The sequence below is a fragment of the Streptomyces sp. NPDC090077 genome (assembly GCF_044747545.1).
GTDB lineage: Bacteria > Actinomycetota > Actinomycetes > Streptomycetales > Streptomycetaceae > Streptomyces.
This window is the reverse complement of record NZ_JBIVEG010000009.1, coordinates 218,676-241,935: the sequence shown is the minus strand read 5'-3', so window position 1 is coordinate 241,935 and position 23,260 is coordinate 218,676. Positions and strand designations below refer to the sequence as shown.

General features: G+C 70.0%; 21 protein-coding genes. 9 read left to right on the top strand and 12 right to left on the bottom strand.

What is annotated here, in order from left to right; all coding sequences use genetic code 11:
- Positions 1–12 precede the first annotated feature (12 nt).
- The 6 genes from gyrB to dnaA form a co-directional block, all read right to left on the bottom strand.
- Complete coding sequence (gyrB, locus tag ACIPW5_RS18110) at positions 13–2,034, bottom strand: DNA topoisomerase (ATP-hydrolyzing) subunit B (protein ID WP_401245818.1); 2,022 nt, start codon at positions 2,032–2,034, stop codon at positions 13–15.
- A 467-nt stretch (positions 2,035–2,501) separates the two neighbouring features.
- Complete coding sequence (locus ACIPW5_RS18105; RefSeq protein ID WP_401245724.1) at positions 2,502–3,029, bottom strand: DUF721 domain-containing protein; 528 nt, start codon at positions 3,027–3,029, stop codon at positions 2,502–2,504.
- Entirely contained in the window at positions 3,026–4,162 is a 1,137-nt protein-coding gene (recF, locus tag ACIPW5_RS18100; protein ID WP_401245722.1) for a DNA replication/repair protein RecF, read from the bottom strand. Before recF ends, ACIPW5_RS18105 begins: the two co-directional genes overlap by 4 nt.
- A gap of 54 nt (positions 4,163–4,216) precedes the next feature.
- The gene (gnd, locus tag ACIPW5_RS18095) at positions 4,217–5,092 is read right to left on the bottom strand and encodes a phosphogluconate dehydrogenase (NAD(+)-dependent, decarboxylating) (protein WP_401245720.1); all 876 of its coding nucleotides are present in this window, start codon (positions 5,090–5,092) and stop codon (positions 4,217–4,219) included.
- A gap of 195 nt (positions 5,093–5,287) precedes the next feature.
- Entirely contained in the window at positions 5,288–6,418 is a 1,131-nt protein-coding gene (gene dnaN / locus ACIPW5_RS18090; protein WP_007265226.1) for a DNA polymerase III subunit beta, read from the bottom strand.
- A gap of 864 nt (positions 6,419–7,282) precedes the next feature.
- Positions 7,283–9,103 carry a chromosomal replication initiator protein DnaA gene (gene dnaA / locus ACIPW5_RS18085; RefSeq protein WP_401245718.1) on the bottom strand — a complete coding sequence of 607 codons (1,821 nt, stop codon included), beginning with the start codon at positions 9,101–9,103 and terminating at the stop codon, positions 7,283–7,285.
- A 389-nt stretch (positions 9,104–9,492) separates the two neighbouring features.
- Here dnaA and rpmH point away from each other — a divergent pair, with 389 nt between their 5' ends.
- The 9 genes from rpmH (at position 9,493) to ACIPW5_RS18040 (ending at position 15,954) form a co-directional block, all read left to right on the top strand.
- Positions 9,493–9,630 carry a 50S ribosomal protein L34 gene (rpmH, locus tag ACIPW5_RS18080; RefSeq protein ID WP_007265229.1) on the top strand — a complete coding sequence of 46 codons (138 nt, stop codon included), beginning with the start codon at positions 9,493–9,495 and terminating at the stop codon, positions 9,628–9,630.
- A gap of 21 nt (positions 9,631–9,651) precedes the next feature.
- Positions 9,652–10,026 carry a ribonuclease P protein component gene (gene rnpA, locus ACIPW5_RS18075; protein ID WP_401245716.1) on the top strand — a complete coding sequence of 125 codons (375 nt, stop codon included), beginning with the start codon at positions 9,652–9,654 and terminating at the stop codon, positions 10,024–10,026.
- Positions 10,023–10,304 carry a membrane protein insertion efficiency factor YidD gene (gene yidD / locus ACIPW5_RS18070; RefSeq protein ID WP_401245714.1) on the top strand — a complete coding sequence of 94 codons (282 nt, stop codon included), beginning with the start codon at positions 10,023–10,025 and terminating at the stop codon, positions 10,302–10,304. Before rnpA ends, yidD begins: the two co-directional genes overlap by 4 nt.
- Positions 10,305–10,307: 3 nt before the next feature.
- Positions 10,308–11,414: a membrane protein insertase YidC gene (yidC, locus tag ACIPW5_RS18065; protein ID WP_401245712.1), complete on the top strand. Its 1,107-nt coding sequence runs from the start codon at positions 10,308–10,310 to the stop codon at positions 11,412–11,414.
- 14 nt (positions 11,415–11,428) lie between these two features.
- Positions 11,429–11,941: a protein jag gene (locus tag ACIPW5_RS18060; RefSeq protein WP_401245711.1), complete on the top strand. Its 513-nt coding sequence runs from the start codon at positions 11,429–11,431 to the stop codon at positions 11,939–11,941.
- Between the two features lie 128 nt (positions 11,942–12,069).
- Positions 12,070–12,807 (top strand): 16S rRNA (guanine(527)-N(7))-methyltransferase RsmG, encoded by a 738-nt coding sequence (gene rsmG, locus ACIPW5_RS18055; protein ID WP_401245709.1) that lies wholly within the window; start codon positions 12,070–12,072, stop codon positions 12,805–12,807.
- Between the two features lie 255 nt (positions 12,808–13,062).
- The gene (locus tag ACIPW5_RS18050; RefSeq protein ID WP_401245707.1) at positions 13,063–14,163 is read left to right on the top strand and encodes a ParA family protein; all 1,101 of its coding nucleotides are present in this window, start codon (positions 13,063–13,065) and stop codon (positions 14,161–14,163) included.
- Positions 14,160–15,242, top strand: a complete 1,083-nt coding sequence (locus tag ACIPW5_RS18045; protein ID WP_401245705.1) for a ParB/RepB/Spo0J family partition protein — start codon at positions 14,160–14,162, stop codon at positions 15,240–15,242. The genes ACIPW5_RS18050 and ACIPW5_RS18045 overlap by 4 nt, the downstream gene beginning before the upstream one ends.
- Before the next feature lie 88 nt (positions 15,243–15,330).
- On the top strand, positions 15,331–15,954 hold the full coding sequence (locus ACIPW5_RS18040; protein ID WP_401245703.1) for a GNAT family N-acetyltransferase: 624 nt from the start codon (positions 15,331–15,333) through the stop codon (positions 15,952–15,954).
- A gap of 92 nt (positions 15,955–16,046) precedes the next feature.
- Here the strand turns inward: ACIPW5_RS18040 and trxA are convergent, their stop codons facing one another.
- The 6 genes from trxA to murJ all read right to left on the bottom strand — a co-directional run bounded on the left by trxA (position 16,047) and on the right by murJ (position 23,254).
- A complete protein-coding gene (gene trxA / locus ACIPW5_RS18035; protein ID WP_401245701.1) occupies positions 16,047–16,385 on the bottom strand; it encodes a thioredoxin in 339 nt (112 codons plus the stop codon).
- Positions 16,386–16,435: 50 nt separating this feature from the next.
- The gene (gene trxB, locus ACIPW5_RS18030) at positions 16,436–17,395 is read right to left on the bottom strand and encodes a thioredoxin-disulfide reductase (protein WP_401245700.1); all 960 of its coding nucleotides are present in this window, start codon (positions 17,393–17,395) and stop codon (positions 16,436–16,438) included.
- Between the two features lie 147 nt (positions 17,396–17,542).
- A complete protein-coding gene (locus tag ACIPW5_RS18025) occupies positions 17,543–18,514 on the bottom strand; it encodes a hypothetical protein (protein WP_401245698.1) in 972 nt (323 codons plus the stop codon).
- A complete protein-coding gene (sigM, locus tag ACIPW5_RS18020; RefSeq protein WP_401245696.1) occupies positions 18,511–19,212 on the bottom strand; it encodes an RNA polymerase sigma factor SigM in 702 nt (233 codons plus the stop codon). The genes ACIPW5_RS18025 and sigM overlap by 4 nt, the downstream gene beginning before the upstream one ends.
- Before the next feature lie 25 nt (positions 19,213–19,237).
- Positions 19,238–20,959 (bottom strand): protein kinase family protein, encoded by a 1,722-nt coding sequence (locus ACIPW5_RS18015; RefSeq protein WP_401245694.1) that lies wholly within the window; start codon positions 20,957–20,959, stop codon positions 19,238–19,240.
- 117 nt (positions 20,960–21,076) lie between these two features.
- Positions 21,077–23,254, bottom strand: coding sequence for a murein biosynthesis integral membrane protein MurJ (murJ, locus tag ACIPW5_RS18010; RefSeq protein ID WP_401245692.1), 2,178 nt, complete (start codon positions 23,252–23,254; stop codon positions 21,077–21,079).
- Positions 23,255–23,260: the final 6 nt, after the last annotated feature.

The following is a 23,260-nucleotide window of genomic DNA, read 5'->3' as shown; positions in this document are numbered from 1 at the left end:
GCGGAGGCCGACTCAGATGTCGAGGAAGCGGACGTCCTTGGCGTTGCGCTGGATGAAGGAGCGCCGCGCCTCGACGTCCTCACCCATCAGCACCGAGAACAGGTCGTCGGCCTGCGCCGCGTCGTCGAGCGTGACCTGGCCGAGCACGCGGTGGTCCACGTCCATGGTGGTGACGCGCAGCTCCTCGGCGTTCATCTCGCCCAGACCCTTGAAGCGCTGGATCGAGTCCTCGCGGATGCGCTTGCCGTTCTGCTTGCCGAGCTCGACCAGGGCGTCGCGCTCGCGGTCCGAGTACGCGTACTCGAAGTCGTCCCGGCCCCACTTGATCTTGTAGAGCGGCGGGCGCGACAGGTACACGTGACCGGCTTCGACCAGCGGGCGCATGAAGCGGAACAGGAAGGTCAGCAGCAGGGTGTTGATGTGCTGGCCGTCGACGTCGGCGTCCGCCATCAGGATGATCTTGTGGTAGCGGAGCTTCTCGATGTCGAAGTCCTCGTGCACACCGGTGCCGAAGGCGCTGATCAGCGCCTGGACCTCGGTGTTCTGGAGGATCTTGTCGATACGGGCCTTCTCGACGTTCAGGATCTTGCCGCGGATCGGCAGGATGGCCTGGTACATCGGGTTGCGGCCGGACTTCGCGGAGCCGCCGGCGGAGTCGCCCTCGACGATGAAGATCTCGCACTTGGTCGGGTCGTTCGACTGGCAGTCGGACAGCTTGCCCGGCAGCGAGGCGCTCTCCAGCAGGCCCTTGCGGCGCGTCAGGTCACGGGCCTTGCGGGCCGCGACGCGGGCCGTGGCCGCCTGGATGGCCTTGCGGACGATGTCCGCGGCCTCGACCGGGTTGCGGTCGAACCAGTCGTTGAGGTGCTCGTGGACGACCTTCTGCACGAAGGTCTTGGCCTCGGTGTTGCCCAGCTTGGTCTTCGTCTGGCCCTCGAACTGGGGCTCGCCCAGCTTGACCGAGATGATCGCCGTCAGACCCTCGCGGATGTCCTCGCCGGCGAGGTTGTCGTCCTTCTCGCGGAGCAGCTTCTTGTCCCGCGCGTAGCGGTTGACCAGGCCGGTCAGCGCCGCGCGGAAGCCCTCCTCGTGGGTGCCGCCCTCGTGCGTGTGGATCGTGTTCGCGAAGGAGTACACGCCCTCGCTGTACTGCGAGTTCCACTGCATCGCGATCTCGACCGAGAGCATGCGCTCCTTGTCCTCGGCCTCGACGTCGATGACGGTCGGGTGGATCAGCTCGCCCTTGCGCGAGTTGAGGTACTTCACGAAGTCGACGATGCCGCCCTCGTAGTAGTACTTCACCGTGCGCGCCTGGGGCTCGGCCGTGTCCGCGTCCGGGTCGTCCGCGCCCGCCGTGGCCTTCGCCGACTCGCGCTCGTCGGTCAGCGACAGGGTCAGGCCCTTGTTGAGGAAGGCCATCTCCTGGAAGCGCCGCGACAGCGTCTCGAAGGAGTACTCGGTCGTCTCGAAGATGTCGCCGTCGGCCCAGAAGGTGACCGTCGTGCCGTGCTCTTCGGTCTCCTCGTTCTTGGCCAGCGGGGCCGTCGGGACGCCCAGCTTGTAGTCCTGGGTCCAGCGGTGGCCGTCCGTCTTGACCTCGACCGCGACCTTGGTCGACAGGGCGTTCACGACGGACACGCCGACGCCGTGCAGACCGCCGGAGACGGCGTAGCCGCCGCCGCCGAACTTGCCGCCCGCGTGGAGGACCGTCAGGACGACCTCGACGGCGGGCTTCCCCTCGGACGGCACGATGCCGACCGGGATGCCTCGGCCGTTGTCCACCACGCGCACCCCGCCGTCGGCGAGGATCGTCACGTCGATGGTGTCGGCGAAGCCGGCCAGCGCCTCGTCGACCGAGTTGTCGACGACCTCGTAGACGAGGTGGTGCAGACCACGCTCGCCCGTCGAGCCGATGTACATACCCGGCCGCTTGCGCACTGCGTCCAGGCCCTCGAGGACCTGGATCGCACTGGCGTCGTAATTCTTCTCGTTGGAGTCGCCGGAATCGGCCACGAAGCGCCCTTTCTGGCACAGCGCAGCCCGTACTCCGGACCAGCCTGTACGCCGGCGGGAGCGGCCGCGTCGATCTGCGTTGTCTGCGTTGTCGTGCTGTCCCCCGCGGAACGGGCGGGATTGCTTCCAGTCTACCGGTACCACTGACATGAATGGGGGTTTGCCGGTGCCTGAGTCCGCATGTGCCGCCCTGAACCTCCTCTCCGAGACTCCCCATATTCGGGGAGGGGCTCAAAGAGGCTCACACGGGCACCCAGCGCTTCGGCCTGTCAACCTTCCACTACCGTGAGGGACACCACCCGCGCAGGCCGCGCCGGGCCGCTCCGCCCGGGCCCCGCAAGGGCGCCACGCCGGGACCGCGCCGGCTCCTGCCGCTCCTCTTCTCCGGCCCGCCGGGGACCGCCGCGGACGGCGGCACGCCGTCGCGGGTCCCGCCGCTGGCCGGAACCCGTGGGGTCGCGGAACCGGCCGGGAGGGCCGGAACCCGGTCAGCCGTAGGTGTCGCCGGGCCCGGTGCTGCCCGGGGCCCGCAAGGGCCCGTACCGCTTGGGGCGGCCGCCGGGGCCCTGCACCTTGATCAGCCGGACCGTGCCCTGTCCGAGGTCCGCGTTCAGCCGCGCCACCAGCTGCGGGGCCAGCAGCTTCAGCTGCGCGGCCCAGGCCGAGGAATCGCACCGTACGAGGAGTTCACGCTCCTCGTAGCGCTCCGGTTCACAGTGGGCCGCGATCTCCGGGCCGACGATCTCCGCCCAGCGCTCCATCACCCCGGCCACCGCGATCGGCATCTCCCAGCCGCGCTCGGTGCGCAGCCGGTCCAGGGCCGCCATCAGCGGCATCGGGTCCCGGCCGTCGGCACGGGCCCCGGAACGCAGTCCGGGCTGCTGCTGGCGCTTCTTCCCGCCCACCGCGTTGCCCCGGGCGCGGGCCTGCTCGCGCGCGGCTGCGAGGGCCTGGCGGGCCAGGTCGACCCCGGAGGGCTCCGGGGTCTTGGGCCGGTGCCGGTCGCCGTCGCTCACAGCCGGGTCACCTCACCGCCGGACACCCCGAAGCGCGTGCCCGTCAGCACGCCCGGGACGTCGTCGTCGACCGCGGCCGTCACCAGGACCTGCTCGCCGCCGGACACCAGCTCCGCGAGCCGCTCGCGCCGGCGCGCGTCCAGCTCCGCGAAGACGTCGTCCAGGATCAGCACCGGCTCCGCCCCCTCCGAGCGCAGCAGCTCGTACGAGGCCAGGCGCAGGGCCAGCGCGTACGACCAGGACTCGCCGTGGCTGGCGTACCCCTTCGCGGGGAGGTCGCCCAGCCGCAGCAGGAGGTCGTCGCGGTGCGGGCCGGCCAGGGTCACCCCGCGTTCGATCTCCTGCTTGCGGACCTGGGACAGGGCGGCGAGGAGCACCTCGTAGAGCTCCTCGCGGGTGCGGGCCGCGCCGCTGTCGACGGGCTCGCCGGCGGAGGACCGGTACGCCAGGGCGAGCGGGCCGCCGCCGGGCGCGAGCTGCTCGTACGCCTTGTCGGCGAGCGGGAGCAGGGTGGCGATCAGGTCGAGGCGCTGGGCGAGGAGCTCGGCGCCGGCCCGTGCGAGGTGCTGGTCCCAGACGTCGAGGGTGGAGAGGTCCATGGAGCGGCCGCCGTGCCTGCGGGCCATCGCGGCGGACTTCAGGAGGGTGTTGCGCTGCTTGAGCACGCGTTCGTAGTCGGAGCGGACCGCCGCCATCCGCGGGGAGCGGGCCGTCACCAGCTCGTCGAGGAAGCGGCGCCGCTCGCCGGGGTCGCCCTTGACCAGGGCGAGGTCCTCCGGGGCGAACAGCACGGTGCGCACGATCCCCAGCACGTCGCGGGGCCTGACCTGCGAGGACCGGTTGATGCGGGCGCGGTTGGCGCGGCCCGGGTTCAGTTCGAGCTCGACCAGCTGCTGGCGTTCGCCCTGGGTGACGGCGGCCCGGACGATCGCCCGGTCGGCTCCCATGCGGACGAGCGGGGCGTCCGAGGAGACCCGGTGGCTGCCCAGGGTGGCCAGGTAGCCGATGGCTTCGACAAGGTTCGTCTTGCCCTGGCCGTTGGGGCCCACGAAGGCCGTGACGCCCGGGGCGAGGGGAACCTCGGCCCGGGCGTACGAGCGGAAGTCGGCCAACGAGAGATGCGAGACATGCATGCGGCGCCGACCTCCCCCGGCTTCCTTGCTGTGCTCCGTGGTGCTGTGGTGGTGCTACTTCTTCTCGACCGCGTGGCCGCCGAACTGGTTGCGCAGCGCGGCGATCATCTTCATCTGCGGCGAGTCGTCCTGGCGGGACGCGAACCGGGCGAACAGCGAGGCCGTGATCGCCGGCAGCGGGACCGCGTTGTCGATGGCCGCCTCGACGGTCCAGCGGCCCTCGCCCGAGTCCTGGGCGAAGCCCTTCAGCTGGTCGAGGTGCTCGTCCTCGTCCAGCGCGTTGACGGCGAGGTCCAGCAGCCAGGACCGGATGACCGTGCCCTCCTGCCAGGACCGGAAGACCTCGCGGACGTCGGTGACCGAGTCGACCTTCTCCAGGAGCTCCCAGCCCTCGGCGTAGGCCTGCATCATGGCGTACTCGATGCCGTTGTGGACCATCTTCGCGAAGTGGCCCGCGCCGACCTTGCCGGCGTGCACGGAGCCGAAGTCGCCCTCGGGCTTGAGTGCGTCGAAGACCGGCTGGACCACGGCGACGTCCTTCTCGTCACCGCCGTACATCAGCGCGTAGCCGTTCTCCAGGCCCCAGACGCCGCCGGAGACGCCGCAGTCGACGAAGCCGATGCCCTTGGCCTTCAGCTCCTCGGCGTGCTTCTCGTCGTCGGTCCAGCGCGAGTTGCCGCCGTCGACGACGATGTCGCCGGGGGAGAGCAGTTCGGCCAGCTCGTCGATGGTGGACTGCGTCGCGGCCCCGGCCGGGACCATCACCCACACGACGCGGGGGGACTGCAGGCCGTCCACAAGCTCCTGCAGGCTGTGGACATCGGCGAGATCCGGGTTGCGGTCGTATCCGATGACGGTGTGGCCTGCGCGGCGGATGCGCTCGCGCATGTTGCCGCCCATCTTGCCGAGACCGACGAGACCGAGCTCCATCAGGTGGGTTCCTTAAGCGTTGGGGCCGTCTGTACGGGGCTTCCCCGGTACCGGTGGGTTCCGGTCGTTTGTCCTGGGTCGCCCGCCGGGTCCGAGCCTACGCCGGGCCATGGCGTCGGGCCGCTCCGGACGGCGCCGGGCCCGGCACTCGCGGCTGCGAGACCGGGCCCGGTGCCGTCGTACGGCGGGAGCGGGTCAGCCGGAGAGGCGGACCGGCATGATCAGGTACTTGTAGGCCTCGTCGGCCTCCGCGTCCACCGCGGGCCGGCCGCTGAGCAGCGCGGGCTTCGTGGACGTGGTGAAGCTGAGCTGGGCGGCGGGCGAGTCGATGGCGCTCAGGCCGTCCAGCAGGAAGGTCGGGTTGAAGGCGATCGAGATGTCGTCGCCCTCCAGGTTGGCGTCGACGCGCTCCACAGCCTGTGCATCGTCGCTGGAGCCCGCTTCCAGGATCAGCACGCCCTGCTCGAAGCTGAGGCGGACCGGGGTGTTGCGCTCGGCGACCAGGGCCACGCGCTTGACGGCCTCGACGAACGGGGCGGTCTCGATCACGGCGACGGAGTTGAACTCCGTCGGGAAGAGGGTGCGGTACTTCGGCAGGTCGCCTTCGAGCAGGCGGGTGGTGGTGCGGCGGCCGGCGCCCTCGAAGCCGATGAGGCCCTCGCCCTGGCCGGAGCCGGAGAGCGCCAGGGTGACGGTGTCACCGCTGGTGAGGGACTTGGCGGTGTCGAGGAGGGTCTTGGCGGGCACCAGGGCCACGGCCGAGGCCTCCGGGTTCTCCGGCTTCCACAGGAACTCGCGGACCGCGAAGCGGTAGCGGTCGGTGGAGGCCAGGGTGACGCGGTCGCCCTCGATCTCGATGCGGACACCGGTCAGCACGGGCAGCGTGTCGTCGCGGCCGGCGGCGATGGCGACCTGCGCGGCGGCGGAGGCGAAGACCTCGCCGGGGACGGTGCCGGTGGCGGTGGGCATCTGCGGGAGCGCCGGGTACTCCTCCACGGGCAGGGTGTGGAGGGTGAACCGGGAGGAGCCGCAGACCACGGTCGCCCGTACACCGTCTGTGGAAATCTCCACCGGGCGGTTGGGGAGGGCGCGGCAGATGTCGGCGAGGAGCCGACCGGAGACGAGGACGGTGCCGTCCTCCTCCACGTCCGCCTCGACGGAGACGCGGGCCGAGACCTCGTAGTCGAAGCCGGAGAGGGACAGGGTGCCCTCCTCGGCCTTCAGCAGCAGGCCCGCGAGTACGGGCACCGGCGGCCGGGCCGGGAGGCTGCGTGCAGCCCAGGCCACCGCCTCCGCGAGTACGTCGCGCTCCACCCGGATCTTCACCGGAACCGCCTCCTGCTGTTGCTCGCTCGTCTGCCGGCCTTCGTCGTCGGCCCGTCGATGCCTCGACCGATGCCGGGGACCAGTCTGACGTACGGCGCCGACAGTCGTCGCGGCTGGCGGTCAAGTCGGGAGCGAGGAGTCGGGACGGCCGTCCGGCGAGTTGTGCACAGGACCCGCTTGAAAACCGAAACCGGCCTAACTCTCCATGGGGGTAGTAGTAGGGCCTGTGGAAACGGTGGATAAGCCCGTTGTCCCAGGTCAACCCGCATTTTTTATCCCCACAGCCTGTGGGTGGGACCGGTGGACAACACGGGGTGTCTGTGGAGAACGGAAAGTTCTGCACAGGTCGTCCCCAGGTGACCCCCGTTACTCCACAGGTGTGTCCCCAGCTTTTCCCCAGCAGTCCACAGACCAAACGTCGACATCCGTGTGACCGCTTTCACTCGGGGCGGTGACCGGGGGTGTGCCGTTGCCGAACAGTGGACAACGGTGTGGAGAACCGTCGGGAACCTGTGCACAGGATGCGGGAACCTGTGAGTCGGCGGTGGACAGAGGAGTGGACGAGCCTGTGGACGATTTTTCTGTCCACAGGCTGTGGATGACGCTTGCGCACAATTCCACAGGTGTCTGACCTGCCCTGATGGGCCCTCAAGGTGCACCCCTGTGGACAGATTGTGGGTGATGGGGGCTGTCCTCAGGCTGTGGACGGAAGAAATCCGGGGAATCTGTGGATGACGGGCCCTTCCGGGGGCGCATTCGAACAGAGCAGGGGCGCACGGACGAAGAAGGGCGCCCCCGGTTCGATCCGGAAGCGCCCTGTCCTGAGGTTTGAGGGACCGCCAGCCGGCCCCTGTGGGGCCCGCGTCAGCCGTTCTTGATGCGGTTCGTGAGCTCCGTGACCTGGTTGTAGATCGAGCGCCGTTCCGCCATCAGGGCGCGGATCTTGCGGTCCGCGTGCATGACGGTGGTGTGGTCCCGCCCGCCGAACTGGGCACCGATCTTCGGCAGCGACAGGTCGGTGAGCTCCCTGCACAGGTACATGGCGATCTGCCGGGCGGTCACGAGGACCCGGCTGCGCGAGGAGCCGCACAGGTCGTCCACGGTCAGCCCGAAGTAGTCGGCGGTGGCCGCCATGATGTCGGAGGCGGTGATCTCCGGTGCGCTGTCCTCGCCGCCGGGGATCAGGTTCTTGAGGACGTCCTCGGTGAGCCCGAGGTCCACCGGCTGCCGGTTCAGGCTCGCGAAGGCGGTGACGCGGATCAGCGCGCCCTCCAGCTCGCGGATGTTGCGCGAGATCCGCGAGGCGATGAACTCCAGCACCTCCGGCGGGGCGTTGAGCTGCTCCTGGACCGCCTTCTTGCGCAGGATCGCGATGCGGGTCTCCAGCTCGGGCGGCTGGACGTCGGTGATCAGGCCCCACTCGAAGCGGTTGCGGAGCCGGTCCTCCAGGGTGACGAGCTGCTTGGGCGGCCGGTCGGAGGAGAGGACGATCTGCTTGTTGGCGTTGTGGAGCGTGTTGAAGGTGTGGAAGAACTCCTCCTGCGTCGACTCCTTGCTCGCGAGGAACTGGATGTCGTCGACGAGCAGGATGTCCATCTCGCGGTACCGCTTGCGGAAGGCGTCGCCCTTGCCGTCGCGGATGGAGTTGATGAACTCGTTGGTGAACTCCTCGGAGCTCACGTACCGCACGCGGGTACCGGGGTAGAGGCTCCGCGCGTAGTGCCCGATGGCGTGCAGCAGGTGCGTCTTGCCGAGACCCGACTCCCCGTAGACGAAAAGGGGGTTGTACGCCTTCGCCGGCGCCTCGGCGACGGCCACCGCGGCGGCGTGCGCGAAGCGGTTGGAGGCGCCGATGACGAAGGTGTCGAAGAGGTACTTGGGGTTCAGCCGGGCGGTCGGCTCCAGCGGGCCCGAAGTGGAGCCGCCGGAGGGCGCCGACGGCGGGGGCGCGGGCGTCGGCCGGCCGGGTGCGGGGCGCGGGGCCGGCTGCTCGTACTGCTGCGGCTCGTAGCCCTGCGGCTCGTACTTCTGGGACTCGTACGACGGCGGTTCGTACTTCTGGGGCTCGTACTGCTGGGCTTCGTAAGAAGAGGAGGACTCGTAGCCGGGCTGCTCGTACTTCTTCTGCTCGTAGCCGCCCTGCTCGTACCCGCCCTGGTCGTAGCCGCCGGGCTCGGGCTGCTGGAGGTAGCCGGGCTGCGGAGTGGCGTAGGGATCGCGCTCGGGGAAGCCGCCGAGGCGCTGCTGCTGCCAGCCGTACTCGTCCTGGCCGCCGCGGGGCCAGGAGCCGGGCTCCTGGCGCGGCTGCTGGTACTCCGGGTAGGCGGGGCGGGCGGCGGGGAGCTGGTCCTCACCGGGGCCGGCGCCGGGGCGCTGGCCGCCGTACGGCTCGTAGGCCTCGCGGGGGGAGGGGGCGGGCGGGGCCGGCGGGGCGGGCTCGCCCGCGGAGTCGTCCACGGTGATGGCGATCCGGATCGGGCGGCCGCACTCGCGGCTCAGGGCGTCGCTGATGAGCGGGGCGAGACGGCCTTCGAGGACCCGCTTGCCCCATTCGTTGGGGACGGCGAGCAGGGCGGTGTCGGCCACGAGGGCCAGCGGCTGGCATCGTTCCACCCACTGCTTGTCCTTGGGCTCGATCCCCTGCTGGCCCTCCCCGAGCAGCTTCTCGAGGACGCGTGGCCACACTGCGGCAAGATCGGCAGGTACGTCAGCCACAGAGCACGCTCTCTCACAGGTCCCGGTCCCACGAATGTGTGGTTCTTTGGGACGGTCGGGACAAAAAATCCGGGATCAGGCAACGGTAGTCAGGCCGGTGGGTAGGGTTCAAGTCGTTGTCCACAGCCTGTGCACAGTGTGGGGCAGGGGACACTCGGTTTGACCGGATGGCGTAGCCGCGCGTACCGTAACGAGGTCGAGTTGTCGATGGCTGCTGCCGCCTGCCTACCGATGGGCGAAGATCACTGATCGTGATCGTTTAGCGGTGTCCACTCGGGCGAACACGCGAGTTCCTCGTGGGCGCACGGTGACAGCCAGGCGATGTACCGCCACAACGATTCATTCTCTGGAGCCCCCGAGTGAGCAAGCGCACCTTCCAGCCGAACAACCGCCGTCGCGCCAAGACCCACGGCTTCCGTCTGCGGATGCGTACCCGTGCCGGTCGCGCGATCCTCGCGAACCGTCGCAGCAAGGGCCGTTCCGCCCTTTCCGCGTAACAACGCGCAGGTCGTGACGTCGTGCTGTCTCCCGAAAATCGGCTGAGGCGGCGCGAGGACTTCGCGAGCGCGGTGCGCCGAGGACGCCGGGCCGGTCGCCCGCTCCTCGTCGTCCACCTACGAACAAGCGGTGCAACGGACCCGCACGAGCCGGGGGATGTCGATCCCTCGCCGCGTGCGGGTTTCGTCGTCAGCAAGGCTGTCGGCATCGCCGTCGTCCGCAACCGGGTCAAGCGCCGGCTCCGCCATCTCGTACGTGATCGGCTGGCCCAGCTGCCCCCCGGTAGCCTGGTGGTGGTGCGGGCCCTGCCCGGAGCCGCCGACGCCGGCGCCGACGAGCTGGCCCGTGACCTGGACGCCGCCTTGGCGCGGCTGCTGGGAGGCGTGGCTCGATGAAGTACCCGCTGCTCGCTTTGATCAAGCTGTACCAGTGGACGATCAGTCCGCTGCTCGGGCCGGTGTGCCGCTATTACCCGTCGTGCTCGCACTACGGGTTCTCGGCCATCGACCGGCATGGTGCGGTGAAGGGGACGGTTCTTACCGCCTGGCGGATCCTGCGGTGCAATCCGTGGTCCCCGGGTGGTGTGGATCATGTCCCACCCCGGAAACGCCCGCGTTGGCACGAGCAGCTGCGCAGTGCGTTGCGTAGATCTCGCAATGCTCAAGGAGCCTGATTAGTGGACACGATTGCCAGTCTGTTCAGCTTTATCACCACACCCGTGTCGTGGATCATCGTCCAGTTCCACAGTGTCTACGGCGCGATCTTCGGTGCGGACAGTGGATGGGCCTGGGGCCTGTCCATCGTGTCCCTGGTGGTCCTGATCCGCATCTGCCTGATCCCGCTCTTCGTGAAGCAGATCAAGGCGACGCGTGGCATGCAGGCGCTCCAGCCGAAGATGAAGGCGATCCAGGAGCGCTACAAGAACGACAAGCAGCGCCAGTCCGAAGAGATGATGAAGCTGTACAAGGAGACGGGTACCAACCCGCTCTCCTCGTGCCTTCCCATCCTGGCGCAGTCCCCGTTCTTCTTCGCGCTCTACCACGTGCTCGCGAGCATCGCCAACGGCGAGACCATCGGCGTGATCAACCAGTCGCTGCTGGAGAGCGCCCGCCAGGCGCACATCTTCGGCGCCCCGCTGGCCGCCAAGTTCACGGACAGTGCCGAGAAGGTCGCGGCCCTGGACGCTTCGATCACCAACGTGCGCATCGTGACCGCGGTCATGATCGTCCTGATGTCGCTGTCGCAGTTCTACACGCAGCGCCAGCTGATGCAGAAGAACGTGGACCTCTCGGTCAAGACGCCGTTCATGCAGCAGCAGAAGATGCTCATGTACATCTTCCCGGTGATCTTCGCCGTCATGGGCATCAACTTCCCCGTCGGTGTCCTCGTCTACTGGCTGACCACCAACGTGTGGACCATGGGCCAGCAGATGTACGTGATCAACCAGAACCCGACGCCGGGCAGCAAGGCCCAGGACCAGTACCTGACCCGTCTGCTGAAGCAGGTCACCACCCACGGCGACGTCAAGGGCCGGGGCAAGAAGAAGATCGTCGCGGCGATCGTGGCCAAGGGCCCGGACCGCAACGACAACGAGCGGAAGTTCATCACCGCCCTGACGAAGCAGGGCCTGGCCGCGCAGGCCGACGGCTCCGTGATCAAGAGTTCTGAGGCCACGGCCGACTCGGACGCGGCGAGCGGCGGTGTCGCCACCAAGCGGCAGCAGCCGAAGCGGCAGACGAAGTCCAAGCGTCAGACGCCCCCCAGCAAGCCCTCGAAGAAGTAGAAGGAGTCCCTCCCGTGACGGAAGGCACCACCACCGCCGCCGCTGAGAGTGGCGACACCCTCACCCGCCTCGAGCAGGAGGGTGAGATCGCGGCCGACTACCTTGAGGGTCTGCTGGACATCGCCGACCTCGACGGCGACATCGACATGGACGTCGAGGCCGACCGTGCCGCGGTGTCGATCGTCAGCGACGCGGGCGGTCGCGAGCTGCAGAAGCTCGTGGGCCGCGACGGGGAGGTCCTGGAGGCCCTCCAGGAGCTGACCCGTCTCGCCGTGCACCGGGAGACCGGCGACCGCAGCCGGCTGATGCTGGACATCGCGGGCTTCCGGGCGAAGAAGCGCGAGGAGCTGGCCGCGCTGGGCGCGAAGGCCGCCGCGGACGTGAAGGCCTCGGGCGAGCCGCTGAAGCTGGCTCCGATGACCCCCTTCGAGCGCAAGGTCGTCCACGATGCCGTGGCGGCCGCCGGTCTGAAGAGCGAGTCCGAGGGCGAGGAGCCGCAGCGCTTCGTCGTCGTGCTCCCGGCCTGACCGGAACGTTGTGCGTCGGCCCCGCCTGTGTCGCAGGCGGGGCCGAAGTTTGTAAGCCTGGCAGTTGAACGACACGGTTGAACGACACGGTTTTGGCGTGAGCGGTTCTGTACGGAAGGACGGTCCCCGTGACGGAGGCAGCGGAGCTTCCCGCGGCGCCTGAAGAGGCGCCCCCGGCGCCCGAAGAGGCGCGCGCGGTGTTCGGTGAGTTTTTCCCGGAAGCTGTGCGGTACGCGGAGCTGCTGGCGGATGCGGGGGTCAAGCGGGGCCTGATCGGTCCGCGTGAGGTTCCCCGGCTGTGGGAGCGGCACCTGCTGAACTGTGCGGTGCTCTCCGAGGTGGTGCCCGAGGGCGTCACCGTGTGCGACGTGGGCTCGGGCGCCGGCCTGCCCGGCATCCCGCTCGCCCTGGTGCGGCGGGACCTGAAGATCACCCTGCTGGAGCCCCTGCTGCGCAGGACGACTTTCCTCCAGGAGGCCGTGGAGCTGCTCGGGCTGGACCACGTCACCGTGGTGCGCGGCCGGGCCGAGGAGATGCTCGGCAAGCTCCAGCCGGTGCACGTGGTGACGGCCCGCGCGGTGGCACCGCTGGACCGGCTCGCGGGCTGGGGCGTGCCGCTGCTGCGTCCCTACGGCGAGATGCTGGCGCTCAAGGGCGACACCGCAGAGGAAGAGCTGGTCTCGGCGAAGGTCGCGCTGACCAAGCTGGGTGTGGTGAAGACCTCGGTCCTCCACGTGGGCGAGGGCGTCGTCGATCCGCTGTCCACGGTGGTCCGGGTGGAGGTCGGAGAAAGCCCCGGTGGGGTGAGGTTCGCGGCCAAGCGGGCTAAGGCCGCACGGGTGGGACGTGCGCGCAGGCGCCGCTGATCCGGCTGCCGGCGGTGCGTTTTGGTGCGGGTTGGGCCCTATAGGTATGGATTTCGGAGTGTCGTAGCGGGCTGAAGACTCCGTCCGGGCATCGTGTTTCACGTGAAACGTCGCTCTCTGCTGCACGGAATCATCAGCCGCGGCCGTGCTGCTGCGGCCCCCCGCTCCCGTAGGGACGCGGGGGTGACGGAGTTGTCCACAACGGTGGATTCATCCACAGGAGTACGGGCCCCGCTGGTTCGCGACCCGGGTGGCATGGCAGTCTCTGTTCATCGCGAGCCCGCTGCCGAGGAGAGTGACACCGTGCGGTCCGACGCCAACCTCGCGGGGCCGATGACCGATCCGGTCCCCGGTCCCCGCTCCGAATCACCGGGTGAGGATGTTTCACGTGAAACATCGTCCCCGCCCCTCGTGGACAACGACGACATCGAGGACAGCCCGATCGCCCGCGCCACCGAGCAGGCGATCGAGGCCCTGGGGCACACCGGTCCCGCGCTGCCGCGGCCCGCACAGACCCGGATCATGGTCGTGGCCAACCAGAAGGGCGGCGTCGGCAAGACCACGACGACCGTGAACCTTGCGGCTTCGCTGGCCCTGCACGGTGCGCGCGTCCTGGTCATCGACCTCGACCCGCAGGGCAACGCCTCCACCGCGCTGGGTATCGACCACCACGCGGACGTGCCGTCCATCTACGACGTGCTCGTCGACAGCCGGCCCCTGCTGGAGGTCGTCCAGCCGGTGGTGGACGTGGAGGGGCTGTTCTGCGCTCCGGCCACGATCGACCTCGCGGGCGCGGAGATCGAGCTGGTATCGCTGGTGGCCCGCGAGAGCCGGCTCCAGCGGGCGATCCAGGCGTACGAGCAGCCACTCGACTACATCCTCATCGACTGCCCGCCCTCACTGGGCCTGCTGACGGTGAACGCCATGGTGGCCGGCGCGGAGGTGCTGATCCCGATCCAGTGCGAGTACTACGCACTGGAGGGCCTGGGACAGCTGCTGCGCAACGTCGACCTGGTGCGGGCCCACCTCAACCCGGCCCTGCACGTCTCGACGATCCTGCTGACGATGTACGACGGCAGGACGCGGCTGGCCTCGCAGGTGGCGGACGAGGTGCGCACCCACTTCGGCAAGGAGGTGCTGCGCACGAGCATCCCGCGGTCGGTGCGCATCTCGGAGGCTCCGAGCTATGGGCAGACGGTTCTGACGTACGACCCGGGTTCCAGCGGTGCCCTCTCCTACCTGGAAGCAGCGCGGGAGATCGCGCTGCGGGGGGCCGGAATCCATTACGACGCCCAGCACGCCCATGTGGGCGCGGGCATGAACAGCACGCAGAGTGTGGCGGAGGGGATCCAGTGAGCGAGCGACGTAGGGGTCTGGGGCGGGGGCTCGGCGCGCTGATTCCGTCCGCTCCCCAGGAGAAGACGCCGGTGGCGGGTACCGGGTCGACGAACCCGTCGGCCGTGCCGGTGCTCCAGTCGGAGCGGGGGATCGCCGCGGCGAAGCTTGCCGCGTTGGTCCAGGCGGATGTTTCACGTGAAACGTTGCTGCCGGTCGAGACGGCTGCTGCGCAGCCCGAGGACAACGAAGTGGCGGGGGCGACGTTTGCGGAGCTTCCGCTGGACGCGATCGCGCCGAACCCGCGCCAGCCGCGCAATATGAACCACCTCGACGAGGACGCGCTGGCTGAGCTGGTGACCTCGATCCAGACGGTGGGGCTGCTCCAGCCCGTGGTGGTCCGGGAGACCGAGCCCGGCCGCTATGAGCTGATCATGGGCGAGCGGCGTTTCCGCGCCTGCGGGCAGGCGGGGCTGGAGAGCATTCCCGCGATCATCCGGGCGACCGACGACGACAAGCTGCTGCTGGACGCCCTCCTGGAGAACCTGCACCGCGTGCAGCTGAACCCGCTGGAAGAGGCGTTCGCGTACGACCAGCTCCTCAAGGAGTTCAACTGCACCCACGACCAGCTGGCGGACCGGATCGGGCGTTCGCGTCCGCAGGTCACCAATACCCTGCGGCTGCTGAGGCTCTCGCCCGAGGTGCAGCTCAAGGTGGCCTCCGGTGTGCTGCTGGCGGGTCATGCGCGGGCCCTCGTCGCGGTGGAGGACTTCGCGGAGCAGCTCCGTCTGGCCGAGCGGATCGTGGCCGAGGGGCTGTCGGTGCGTTCGGTCGAGGAGATCATCCAGCTCATGGGCTCGGAGCCGTCGAGCACCGTGAAGCCCAAGGGTCCGCGGGCCGGGGCACGGCTGTCCCCGGCGCTCAGTGAGCTGGCGACCCGCCTGTCGGACCGGTTCGAGACCCGGGTGAAGGTGGATCTGGGTCAGAAGAAGGGCAAGATCACCGTCGAGTTCGCGTCGATGGAGGACCTGGAGCGCATCCTGGGAACCCTGGCCCCGGGTGAGGGCCGCGTCCTCGATCAGGGTCTCTCCGGGGAGTAGTCCCCCCCGGCCCGTCCCACTCGCTGCCCCCTGCTCCTTCGAGATGTCCACACTCGAAGAAGCAGGGGGCAGTGCTTACGATGTGGGCATGGGTCGTCGGCTGGTACCGCTCACGCTGGACAACCTCCCGGACCTGCCCAGGCGTTGCCGGACCTGTGTGTTCTGGGAGCTGGATCCCGTCACCGGCGAGGCCGCCGTGAAGGCGGGCACCCCGGAGCTGGAGAAGGAGGCCTGGATCTCGGCCGTCCTCCTCGACTGGGGCTCCTGCGGCCGGGTGGTCTACGTGGACGAGGTCCCGGTGGGGTTCGTGCTGTACGCCCCGCCCGCCTATGTGCCGCGGGCTGCTTCCTTCCCGACCAGCCCGGTCTCCCCGGACGCCGTGCAACTGATCACGGGCTGGATCATGCCGGGGTATCAGGGGCAGGGCCTGGGAAGGGTGATGGTCCAGACGGTGGCGAAGGACCTGCTGCGGCGGGGCTTCAGGGCGATCGAGGCGTTCGGCGAGGCGCGGTGGGAGCGGCCCGCCTGCCTGCTGCCGGCCGACCACCTGCTATCGGTGGGCTTCAAGACCGTACGCCCCCACCCGTCCCACCCCAGACTGAGGCTGGAGCTGCGCACGACACTGTCGTGGAAGGAAGACGTGGAGCTGGCCCTGGACCGGCTGTTGGGCGGAGCGAGGGCCCGCAAGGAGCCGGCACTGCGCCCCCTGTGAGGGTGCGGGCCTGCCGGACACGTGAAACGGGGCCGCCCCTTCAGGGGCGGCCCCGTTTCACGTGGTCACTGCCGACCGCGCGGAGCGGCTGATCAGGCCTGCACCTCGACGAAGTCCGACAGGTCGCGCAGGATGGCGGCCTTGGGCTTCGCGCCGACGATGGTCTTCACGACCTCGCCGCCCTGGTAGACGTTCAGGGTCGGGATGGACATGACGCCGTACTTGGCGGCGGTGTCCGGGTTCTGGTCGATGTTGAGCTTCACGATCTCGATCTGGTCGCCGTGCTCGGCGGCGATGGCCTCCAGCGAAGGCGCGATCTGGCGGCACGGGCCGCACCACTCAGCCCAGAAGTCCACCAGCACGGGCTTGTCGCTGCGCAGGACGACTTCGTCGAAGTCCGAGTCGGTCACGTTCTTGAGGGTGCCGGCCACAGCGGCCTCCTTCTCTTCTACGGGGTGTGGGGTGTGGGGATGGAGCCGGGTCAGACGGTCGCGGTCGCCGGCTCGGCGTCCGCGAGCGCCGCGAGGAAGCGCTCCGCGTCGAGGGCTGCGGAGCAGCCGGTGCCGGCCGCGGTGATCGCCTGGCGGTAGGTGTGGTCCACCACGTCGCCGGCGCCGAAGACACCCGTGACGTTGGTGCGCGTCGAGGGGGCGTCGACCTTCAGGTAGCCCTCGTCGTCCAGGTCGAGCTGGCCGGTGAACAGCTCGGTGCGCGGGTCGTGTCCGACGGCGATGAACAGGCCGGTCACGGGCAGCTCGGAGGTCTCACCGGTCTTGGTGTTGCGCAGGGTGAGTCCGGAGAGCTTCTGCTCGCCGTGGATCTCGGCGACCTCGCTGTCCCAGGCGAACTTGATCTTCGGGTCGGCGAAGGCGCGGTCCTGCATGGTCTTGGAGGCGCGCAGGCTGTCACGGCGGTGGACGATCGTGACGGACTTGGCGAACCGGGAGAGGAAGGTGGCCTCCTCCATCGCGGTGTCGCCGCCGCCGACGACGGCGATGTCCTGGTCCTTGAAGAAGAACCCGTCGCAGGTGGCGCACCAGGAGACACCGCGTCCGGAGAGCGCGTCCTCGTTGGGCAGGCCGAGCTTGCGGTGCTGCGAACCGGTGGTGACGATGACGGCCTTGGCGCGGTGCACCGTACCGGCGGTGTCCGTGACGGTCTTGATCTCACCGGTGAGGTCCACGGCGACGACGTCGTCCGGGACGAGCTCGGCGCCGAACCGCTCGGCCTGGTCGCGCATGTTGTCCATGAGGTCCGGGCCCATGATGCCGTCACGGAAGCCGGGGAAGTTCTCGACCTCGGTGGTGTTCATGAGCGCGCCGCCGGCGGTGACGGCACCTTCGAAGACCAGGGGGTTGAGCGAAGCGCGGGCGGTGTACAGGGCGGCCGTGTAACCGGCCGGCCCGGAGCCGATGATGATCACGTTTCGTACGTCGCTCACGGGTTCTTTCCTCGTCTCTGCGGACTTCGTGCTGCCTACCGGGGGCCGGTGCGGACTCTCACCCCACCCAACGGATCCTACGGCGCGCACATTCCCCGCTCGGCCCCTCCAGCCCCGCAACGCGCTGGAGGCCGCCCCGTGATCCCGTCAGTTGCGGGGATATGTGCCGGTCAGTAGCGGCTTGTCCGGTGTTTGGGCCGGATTGTCCGCGCAGTCGGCGGGCACCAGATAGGCGTCCACCCGGGCCGTGTCGCCCGGATGGGGCAGGACCACGAGGTAGACGGGGGTGCCCTGGTAGGTGCCGCGCCCGGTGGCGAGGGGCGGCTCGGTGCGGCCGGTGCCCTGCTGGACGCAGGGGGGGACCGGGGCGGGCTCCGGTGAGGCGAGCCGCTCGGCGGGAGCCTGGCCGGGGGAGGTGTCCTGCAGCCCCATGCTCTTGTCGGCTTCGCCCGGAGCGGTCTTCGGGGTGTTCGCAGGGGCTTCTCCGGCGAGCAGCTGCCGGACGCTCTGCTGGAGGCCCTGGGCCGTGTACGCGCCGGGGGTGGCGGAGTCGGCGGAGGCCCTCGCGGTGTCGTTGCGCGTGGCGGTGTCGTGGGAGCCGGTACCGCCGAGCCCGTTGAAGAGGATGACGGCGAGGGCGCAGGCGGCAGCCCCGGCCAGACCCGTGATGAAGGCGATACGGCGCCGGGCGCGACGACGGCCGGGTCCGGTTGGGCCGGACGGGTGACCGGTGGGCCGGTGGGCCTCGCTCCGGGCGGATCCGGCCGTGGCCGCCGGCGATGTTTCACGTGAAACATCGCCCGAGGGGCGCGGCTCGGAGACGGTGGCCTCGGCACGGGAGGTGGTCGCGTCGAGGAGGGCCTCGGCGGCGAGCGCGGCGTCGATCCGGCCGGCGATGGCCGAGGGCATGCGCGGCGGCCCCGGGAGGGTGCCGAGGAGGGAGCGGATCTCCTCCAGCGAGGCGAGTACGTCGGCGCACAGCGCGCAGGCCCCGAGGTGGCCCCGCACCTCGGCGGTGCGGGAGGGGGAGAGCAGTCCTTCGGTGAGGTCGGAGATCTCCGAGACCTCCGGGTGCCAGGTCGTGCCGGCAGTGCCGGTCGTGCCGGTCGAGGGGCTCACGGTCGTCCACCTCCGCCCTTCACAGCGTCTGGATCCGGTTCTGGATTCCTGGGGTCTGCCGCAGGTGGGACGGCTGTCCCCGGCGTCCGGTTCCTTCCCCGCTCCGAGGTGGTGTTATCCCCGGCATTCGTGCGCAGATGAGTGAGCATCGGGAGGAGTTTGGCCCGGCCCCGGGCGCACCGGCTCTTCACGGTGCCGGTGGGGACGTCGAGGATGCGGGCGGCGTCCGCGACGGGGTATCCCTGCATGTCGACGAGGACGAGGGCGGCCCGCTGCTCGGCCGGGAGGGTGCTGAGCGCGGCCAGGAGCTGGCGGTGGAGGTCCTGGCGCTCCGCGGGTGCCTCCGCGGACTCGTGGGGCTCCAGCAGCCGCTCCAGGCGGTCCGTGTCGTCGAGGGGTGCGGTCCGGCGGGAGGCGGCCTTGCGGGCACGGTCGAGGCAGGCGTTGACGGTGATCCGGTGCAGCCAGGTGGTGACGGCGGAATCGCCCCGGAAGGTGTGGGCGGCCCGGTAGGCGGAGACGAGGGCGTCCTGGACGGCGTCCGCGGCCTCCTCGCGGTCGCCCAGGGTGCGCAGGGCGACGGCCCAGAGCCGGTGGCGGTGGCGGCGTACGAGCTCCCCGAAGGCGTCGGGGTCGCCGGCGACGTGCAGGGAAAGGAGATCCTGGTCGCTGTGCTCGCCGGTCGCGGCGTCGTCCAACGGTGAGCCCCCTCCCCTGCCTGCGTCAGCCCTTGAACTTCACGTCCGAAATGCCCTGCTTGTAGCCGGCCTTGCTGAAGTCCGCGTACTCGCCGTACGGCATGGCGGTGATCCACACGAGCACGTAGCGCACCTTGACCGGCTTTTCCGCGGTCATCTTGACGGCAGTGTCCTTTGTGGTCGTGGTTGCGATCTTCTTCATCGAGCCGATGCTGCCCTTGGAGGGGTGCATGGAGTCGGCCGCGTAAAGGGTCATCGTGGTGTGGTCGCCCGGGTACTTCAGCGCTATCGAGGCCTCGCTGACCTCCTGCTCGGAGCCGAGGTCGTAGACGATCCCCACGCCGTCCTTGATCTTGAACTCGGGGCCGTCGTCGAAGCTCTTGGTCCGCCAGTAGGTGGAGGCGTCGCCGTCGTACGTCTTGGGGACGAGCGCGTCGTTCTGCGGGCTGCCGTCCGGGGCGTACTCCTTCGCGCTCTTGATGGAGAGCGGCGCGAGCTCCTTCTTCTGAGCGGCGTCGTTGGGGCCCTGCTGCTGGGTCTGGGTGTTGTCACCGCCACCCGACTTGCCGTGCTCCAGGAGGCTGTCGGCGAGCTGCCAGCTGCCGAGGCCCAGGGCGACGATCAGCAGGGCGGCGACGCCCCACTTCAGGACGCGCCCGGTGCGGCTCTGCAGCGGCGGCGGGGGAATGGACGGGACCGCCTGGGTGGAGGGCATGCCGACCTGGGCGGGGCGGCCGTAGGTGCCCTGCTGGTAGGTGGTGTGCTGGTACTCCGGAGGAGCGGTGAAGGCGGGCTCCGGCGGCCGGATGCGCGGCATCTCGGCGACGGCCTTGGCCAGCTCCTCGGGGCTGGTGCAGGCGGGCTCCTGGCGGGACGCGGTCGCCCCGTCGTTGGCGAGGGCGCGCATGGCGAGCTCGCCGAGGCCCCGGTGGACGCCGGCGCGGACCTGGTCGGGGGCGAGCAGACCGACACCCTTGGGCAGGCCGCGCAGGCCGTACGCGTCGTTCTCGTAGGGCCAGCGCTGGGTGAGGGAGGCGTACAGCAGTGCGCCGATGGCCTCGGTGTCCGCCCGCTGCGGGGTGTCGCTGGTGATCCCGCGCAGGGCGGCGTTCACGGCGAGGCCGCGGATGCGGTACTGGCCCGTGGAGGTGCGCAGTATCGCGCTGGGCGTCAGGCGCAGGTGGGCCAGGCCCTCACGGTGGGCGGCGGCCATGGCCTGGGAGACCTGGCTGACCAGCTGGTAGGCCTCGTGGGGTTCGAGGGTGTTGTCGGCGAGGACCGAGGTCAGTTCGGTGGCGTCGGGCAGCCACTCGTGGACGACGTAGACGAGGTCGTTCTCCTCCACGGCGTCGAGGACCTGGACGAACCGGGGGTCGCCGAGCAGGGCGGAGGAGCGGGCGGCGGCCAGGACGCTGCGGGCCCTGGGGTGGTCCGCGGGCAGCAGGTGGACGCCCACCGCGCGGCGCAGCTTCTCGTCCATGGCGCGCCAGCTGCTGAACCCGTCCAGACGGGTGACGCACTCCTCCAGGCGGTAGCGCCGCGCGAGCTTGTGCCCGCTGTGGAGCTCGGGCGCGGCCGCGGGTGCCGGGTTCGCGCGCTCGCCGTCCTTCTCGGGTACAGGTCCGTCCGAGGTCTTTCCGTTCTGGGTGTCCACCCCGTCGGCCGTGGCCTTGGCCGCACCTGCGGCCAGCGGCTTGTCGCCGCTGTTGTCGGCCACGTCGACGGCAGCCGTGCTACGTTCCGCCACCGTCGTCCCTGCCTCCCCATCCGTTACGCGCTGTCGGCCAGTCTGCGAAGCCATGCCAATTGTGCCCACAGTCCGCCGCTATGCACGACACACGAAGGGGGGTGACGGTTGTGCGCATCAGCGCCCCAGACGTCCGCGGACCATTCCGACCATGGAGTTGAGCTCTTCGATCCGCATCCGCTTGGCGGCGAGGAGGAAGACGGCGCCGAGGGCGATGAGACCCGCGACCAGGGCCGCGAGGGAACCGAGGGCTCCGTTACCCAGCCACAGGGTGACCCCGTACGCGGCGGCGCCCGCCACGACGGCCGCCGGGACGCACGCGCCGATCAGGCGGGTGTAGGTGCGCATCACGTGGGCGCCGTCGAGGTCCCCGCCGAGGCGCGCCTTCAGGCGGCGCCAGGCCACGCCGACACCGACGGCGTAGCCGAGGCCGTAGGCGGCCGCCATGCCGACGACGGCCCAGCGGGCCGGGAGGGCGAAGAAGGCCAGGGCGGAGACGCCGGCGTTGACGGCGGCCACGATGACCGTGTTGTAGAAGGGGGTCCGGGTGTCCTCGTAGGCGTAGAAGCCGCGCAGGACCACGTACTGGACCGAGTACGGGATCAGGCCGAGGCCGAAGGCCATCAGGATGAAACCGATGTTGGTGGCGTCGTCGGCACCGGTGCTGGCGTAGAGCAGCGTCGACATCGGCACGCCCAGCGCGAGGAAGGCGAAGGCGCAGGGGACGATCGCGACGGCCGAGGTGCGCAGGCCGTAGGAGATGTCGTCGCGGACGGCGGCGGCGTCGCCGTCGTGGGCCGAGCGCGAAATGCGCGGCAGGACGGCCGTCATGACGGAGACGGTGATGATGGCCTGCGGCATCTGCCAGAGCAGCAGGGCGTAGTTGTAGCCGGTGATGCCGGTACCGCCGTGGCCCTGCTTGTCGGCGAGCTCACCGGCCCAGGTGGCCAGCTGGGTGACGACGACCAGGCCGAGCTGGTTGGCGAGGACGAAGAAGAAGGTCCACTTGGCCAGCCCCGCGGCCTTGCCGAGGCCGTGGCCCTTCCAGTCGAACCGCAGCCGCATGCGGAAGCCGGCTTCGCGCAGGTAGGGCAGCATCGCCAGGGACTGGACGACGAGACCGAGCAGGGTTCCGATGCCCAGCAGACGGACGCCCTCGGGCGTGATGGTCGCCTCGGAGACTCCGGTGGCGGTGAAGCCGCCGAAGGCCCAGATGAAGGTGCCGAAGGTGGCGATGACCACGATGTTGTTGAGGACCGGGGTCCACATCATCGCGCCGAACCGGCCGCGGGCGTTGAGGATCTGACCGAGCACCACGTGCACGCCCATGAAGAACATGGTGGGCAGGCAGTAGTGCGCGAAGGCGACCGCGACCTCCATGCGCTGCGGGTTGTCGGCGATCTTCTGCGACATCATGCCGATGAAGAGCGGGGCCGCGAACACGCAGATGGTGGTCACCGCGCCCAGCAGGACCACCACGAGGGTCAGCAGGCGGTTGGCGTAGGCCTCGCCGCCGTCGTCGTCGTTCTTCATGGCCCGGACGAGCTGCGGGATGAAGACGGCGTTCAGGGCGCCGCCGCCGACGAGGACGTAGATCATCGTCGGCAGGGTGTTGGCGACCTGGTAGGAGTCGTTGAGGGACGCGACGCCGATGGCGCCGGCGATCACCAGGGTGCGGGCGAAGCCGGTGATGCGGGAGACGATCGTGCCGGCCGCCATCAGGGCGCTCGACTTCATCAGGCTCGCGGCCTTGCCGGCGGGCTTGGCCGGTGCCGGGGCAGCGACCGGGGCGTCCTCGGCGGGAGCGCCGGGGGCGGCCTGCTGGTCCCGGTAGAGGTGCGTGAAGGCGTCGGGTTCGGGCTCTTCCTCGGACGCCCGGGTCACGAGCGAGTCCACTCCGACGAACTGCGTCGTCGCCGCGTGGTCGCCGTAGGGCAGGTGGCGGGAAGGGCCGTCCGGCTCGGGCGGCGGGGTCTGGGCCCAGACGCGGGGGTCGGGGCCGTGCGAGGGCGCCTGGGGGGCCGCGTAGAGCGGACCGGCCTCCTGGTAGGTGCCCGGCGGCGGCGGGGGGTGCGAGGCGCGGTCGTAGAGGGCCTCGGTCACCGGGTCCTGGGCCGACAGGTCCTGCGCCCGGTAGGGGTCGTAGTCGTAGGCGTCCTGGACGTACGGGTCGTGGTCCTGTGCGGGCGCGGGCGCCGGAACCTGTCCGGGCACCGGAGCGCCCGGGGCAGTGCCCTGGGAGGGCGTAGGCCCGCCAGTGCCCTGCGCGCGGTCACCGTTGTACGGCGCGTTCATCGCAAC

Excerpts from the sequence above, each read along its gene's own strand:
- yidD (WP_401245714.1), top strand. The coding sequence starts at position 10,023 with ATGAAGTACCCGCTGCTCGCTTTGATCAAGCTGTACCAGTGGACGATC.
- gnd (WP_401245720.1), bottom strand. The coding sequence starts at position 5,092 with ATGGAGCTCGGTCTCGTCGGTCTCGGCAAGATGGGCGGCAACATGCGC.
- recF (WP_401245722.1), bottom strand. The coding sequence starts at position 4,162 with ATGCATGTCTCGCATCTCTCGTTGGCCGACTTCCGCTCGTACGCCCGG.
- ACIPW5_RS18040 (WP_401245703.1), top strand. The coding sequence starts at position 15,331 with ATGGGTCGTCGGCTGGTACCGCTCACGCTGGACAACCTCCCGGACCTG.
- murJ (WP_401245692.1), bottom strand. The coding sequence starts at position 23,254 with ATGAACGCGCCGTACAACGGTGACCGCGCGCAGGGCACTGGCGGGCCT.
- ACIPW5_RS18050 (WP_401245707.1), top strand. The coding sequence starts at position 13,063 with ATGGCAGTCTCTGTTCATCGCGAGCCCGCTGCCGAGGAGAGTGACACC.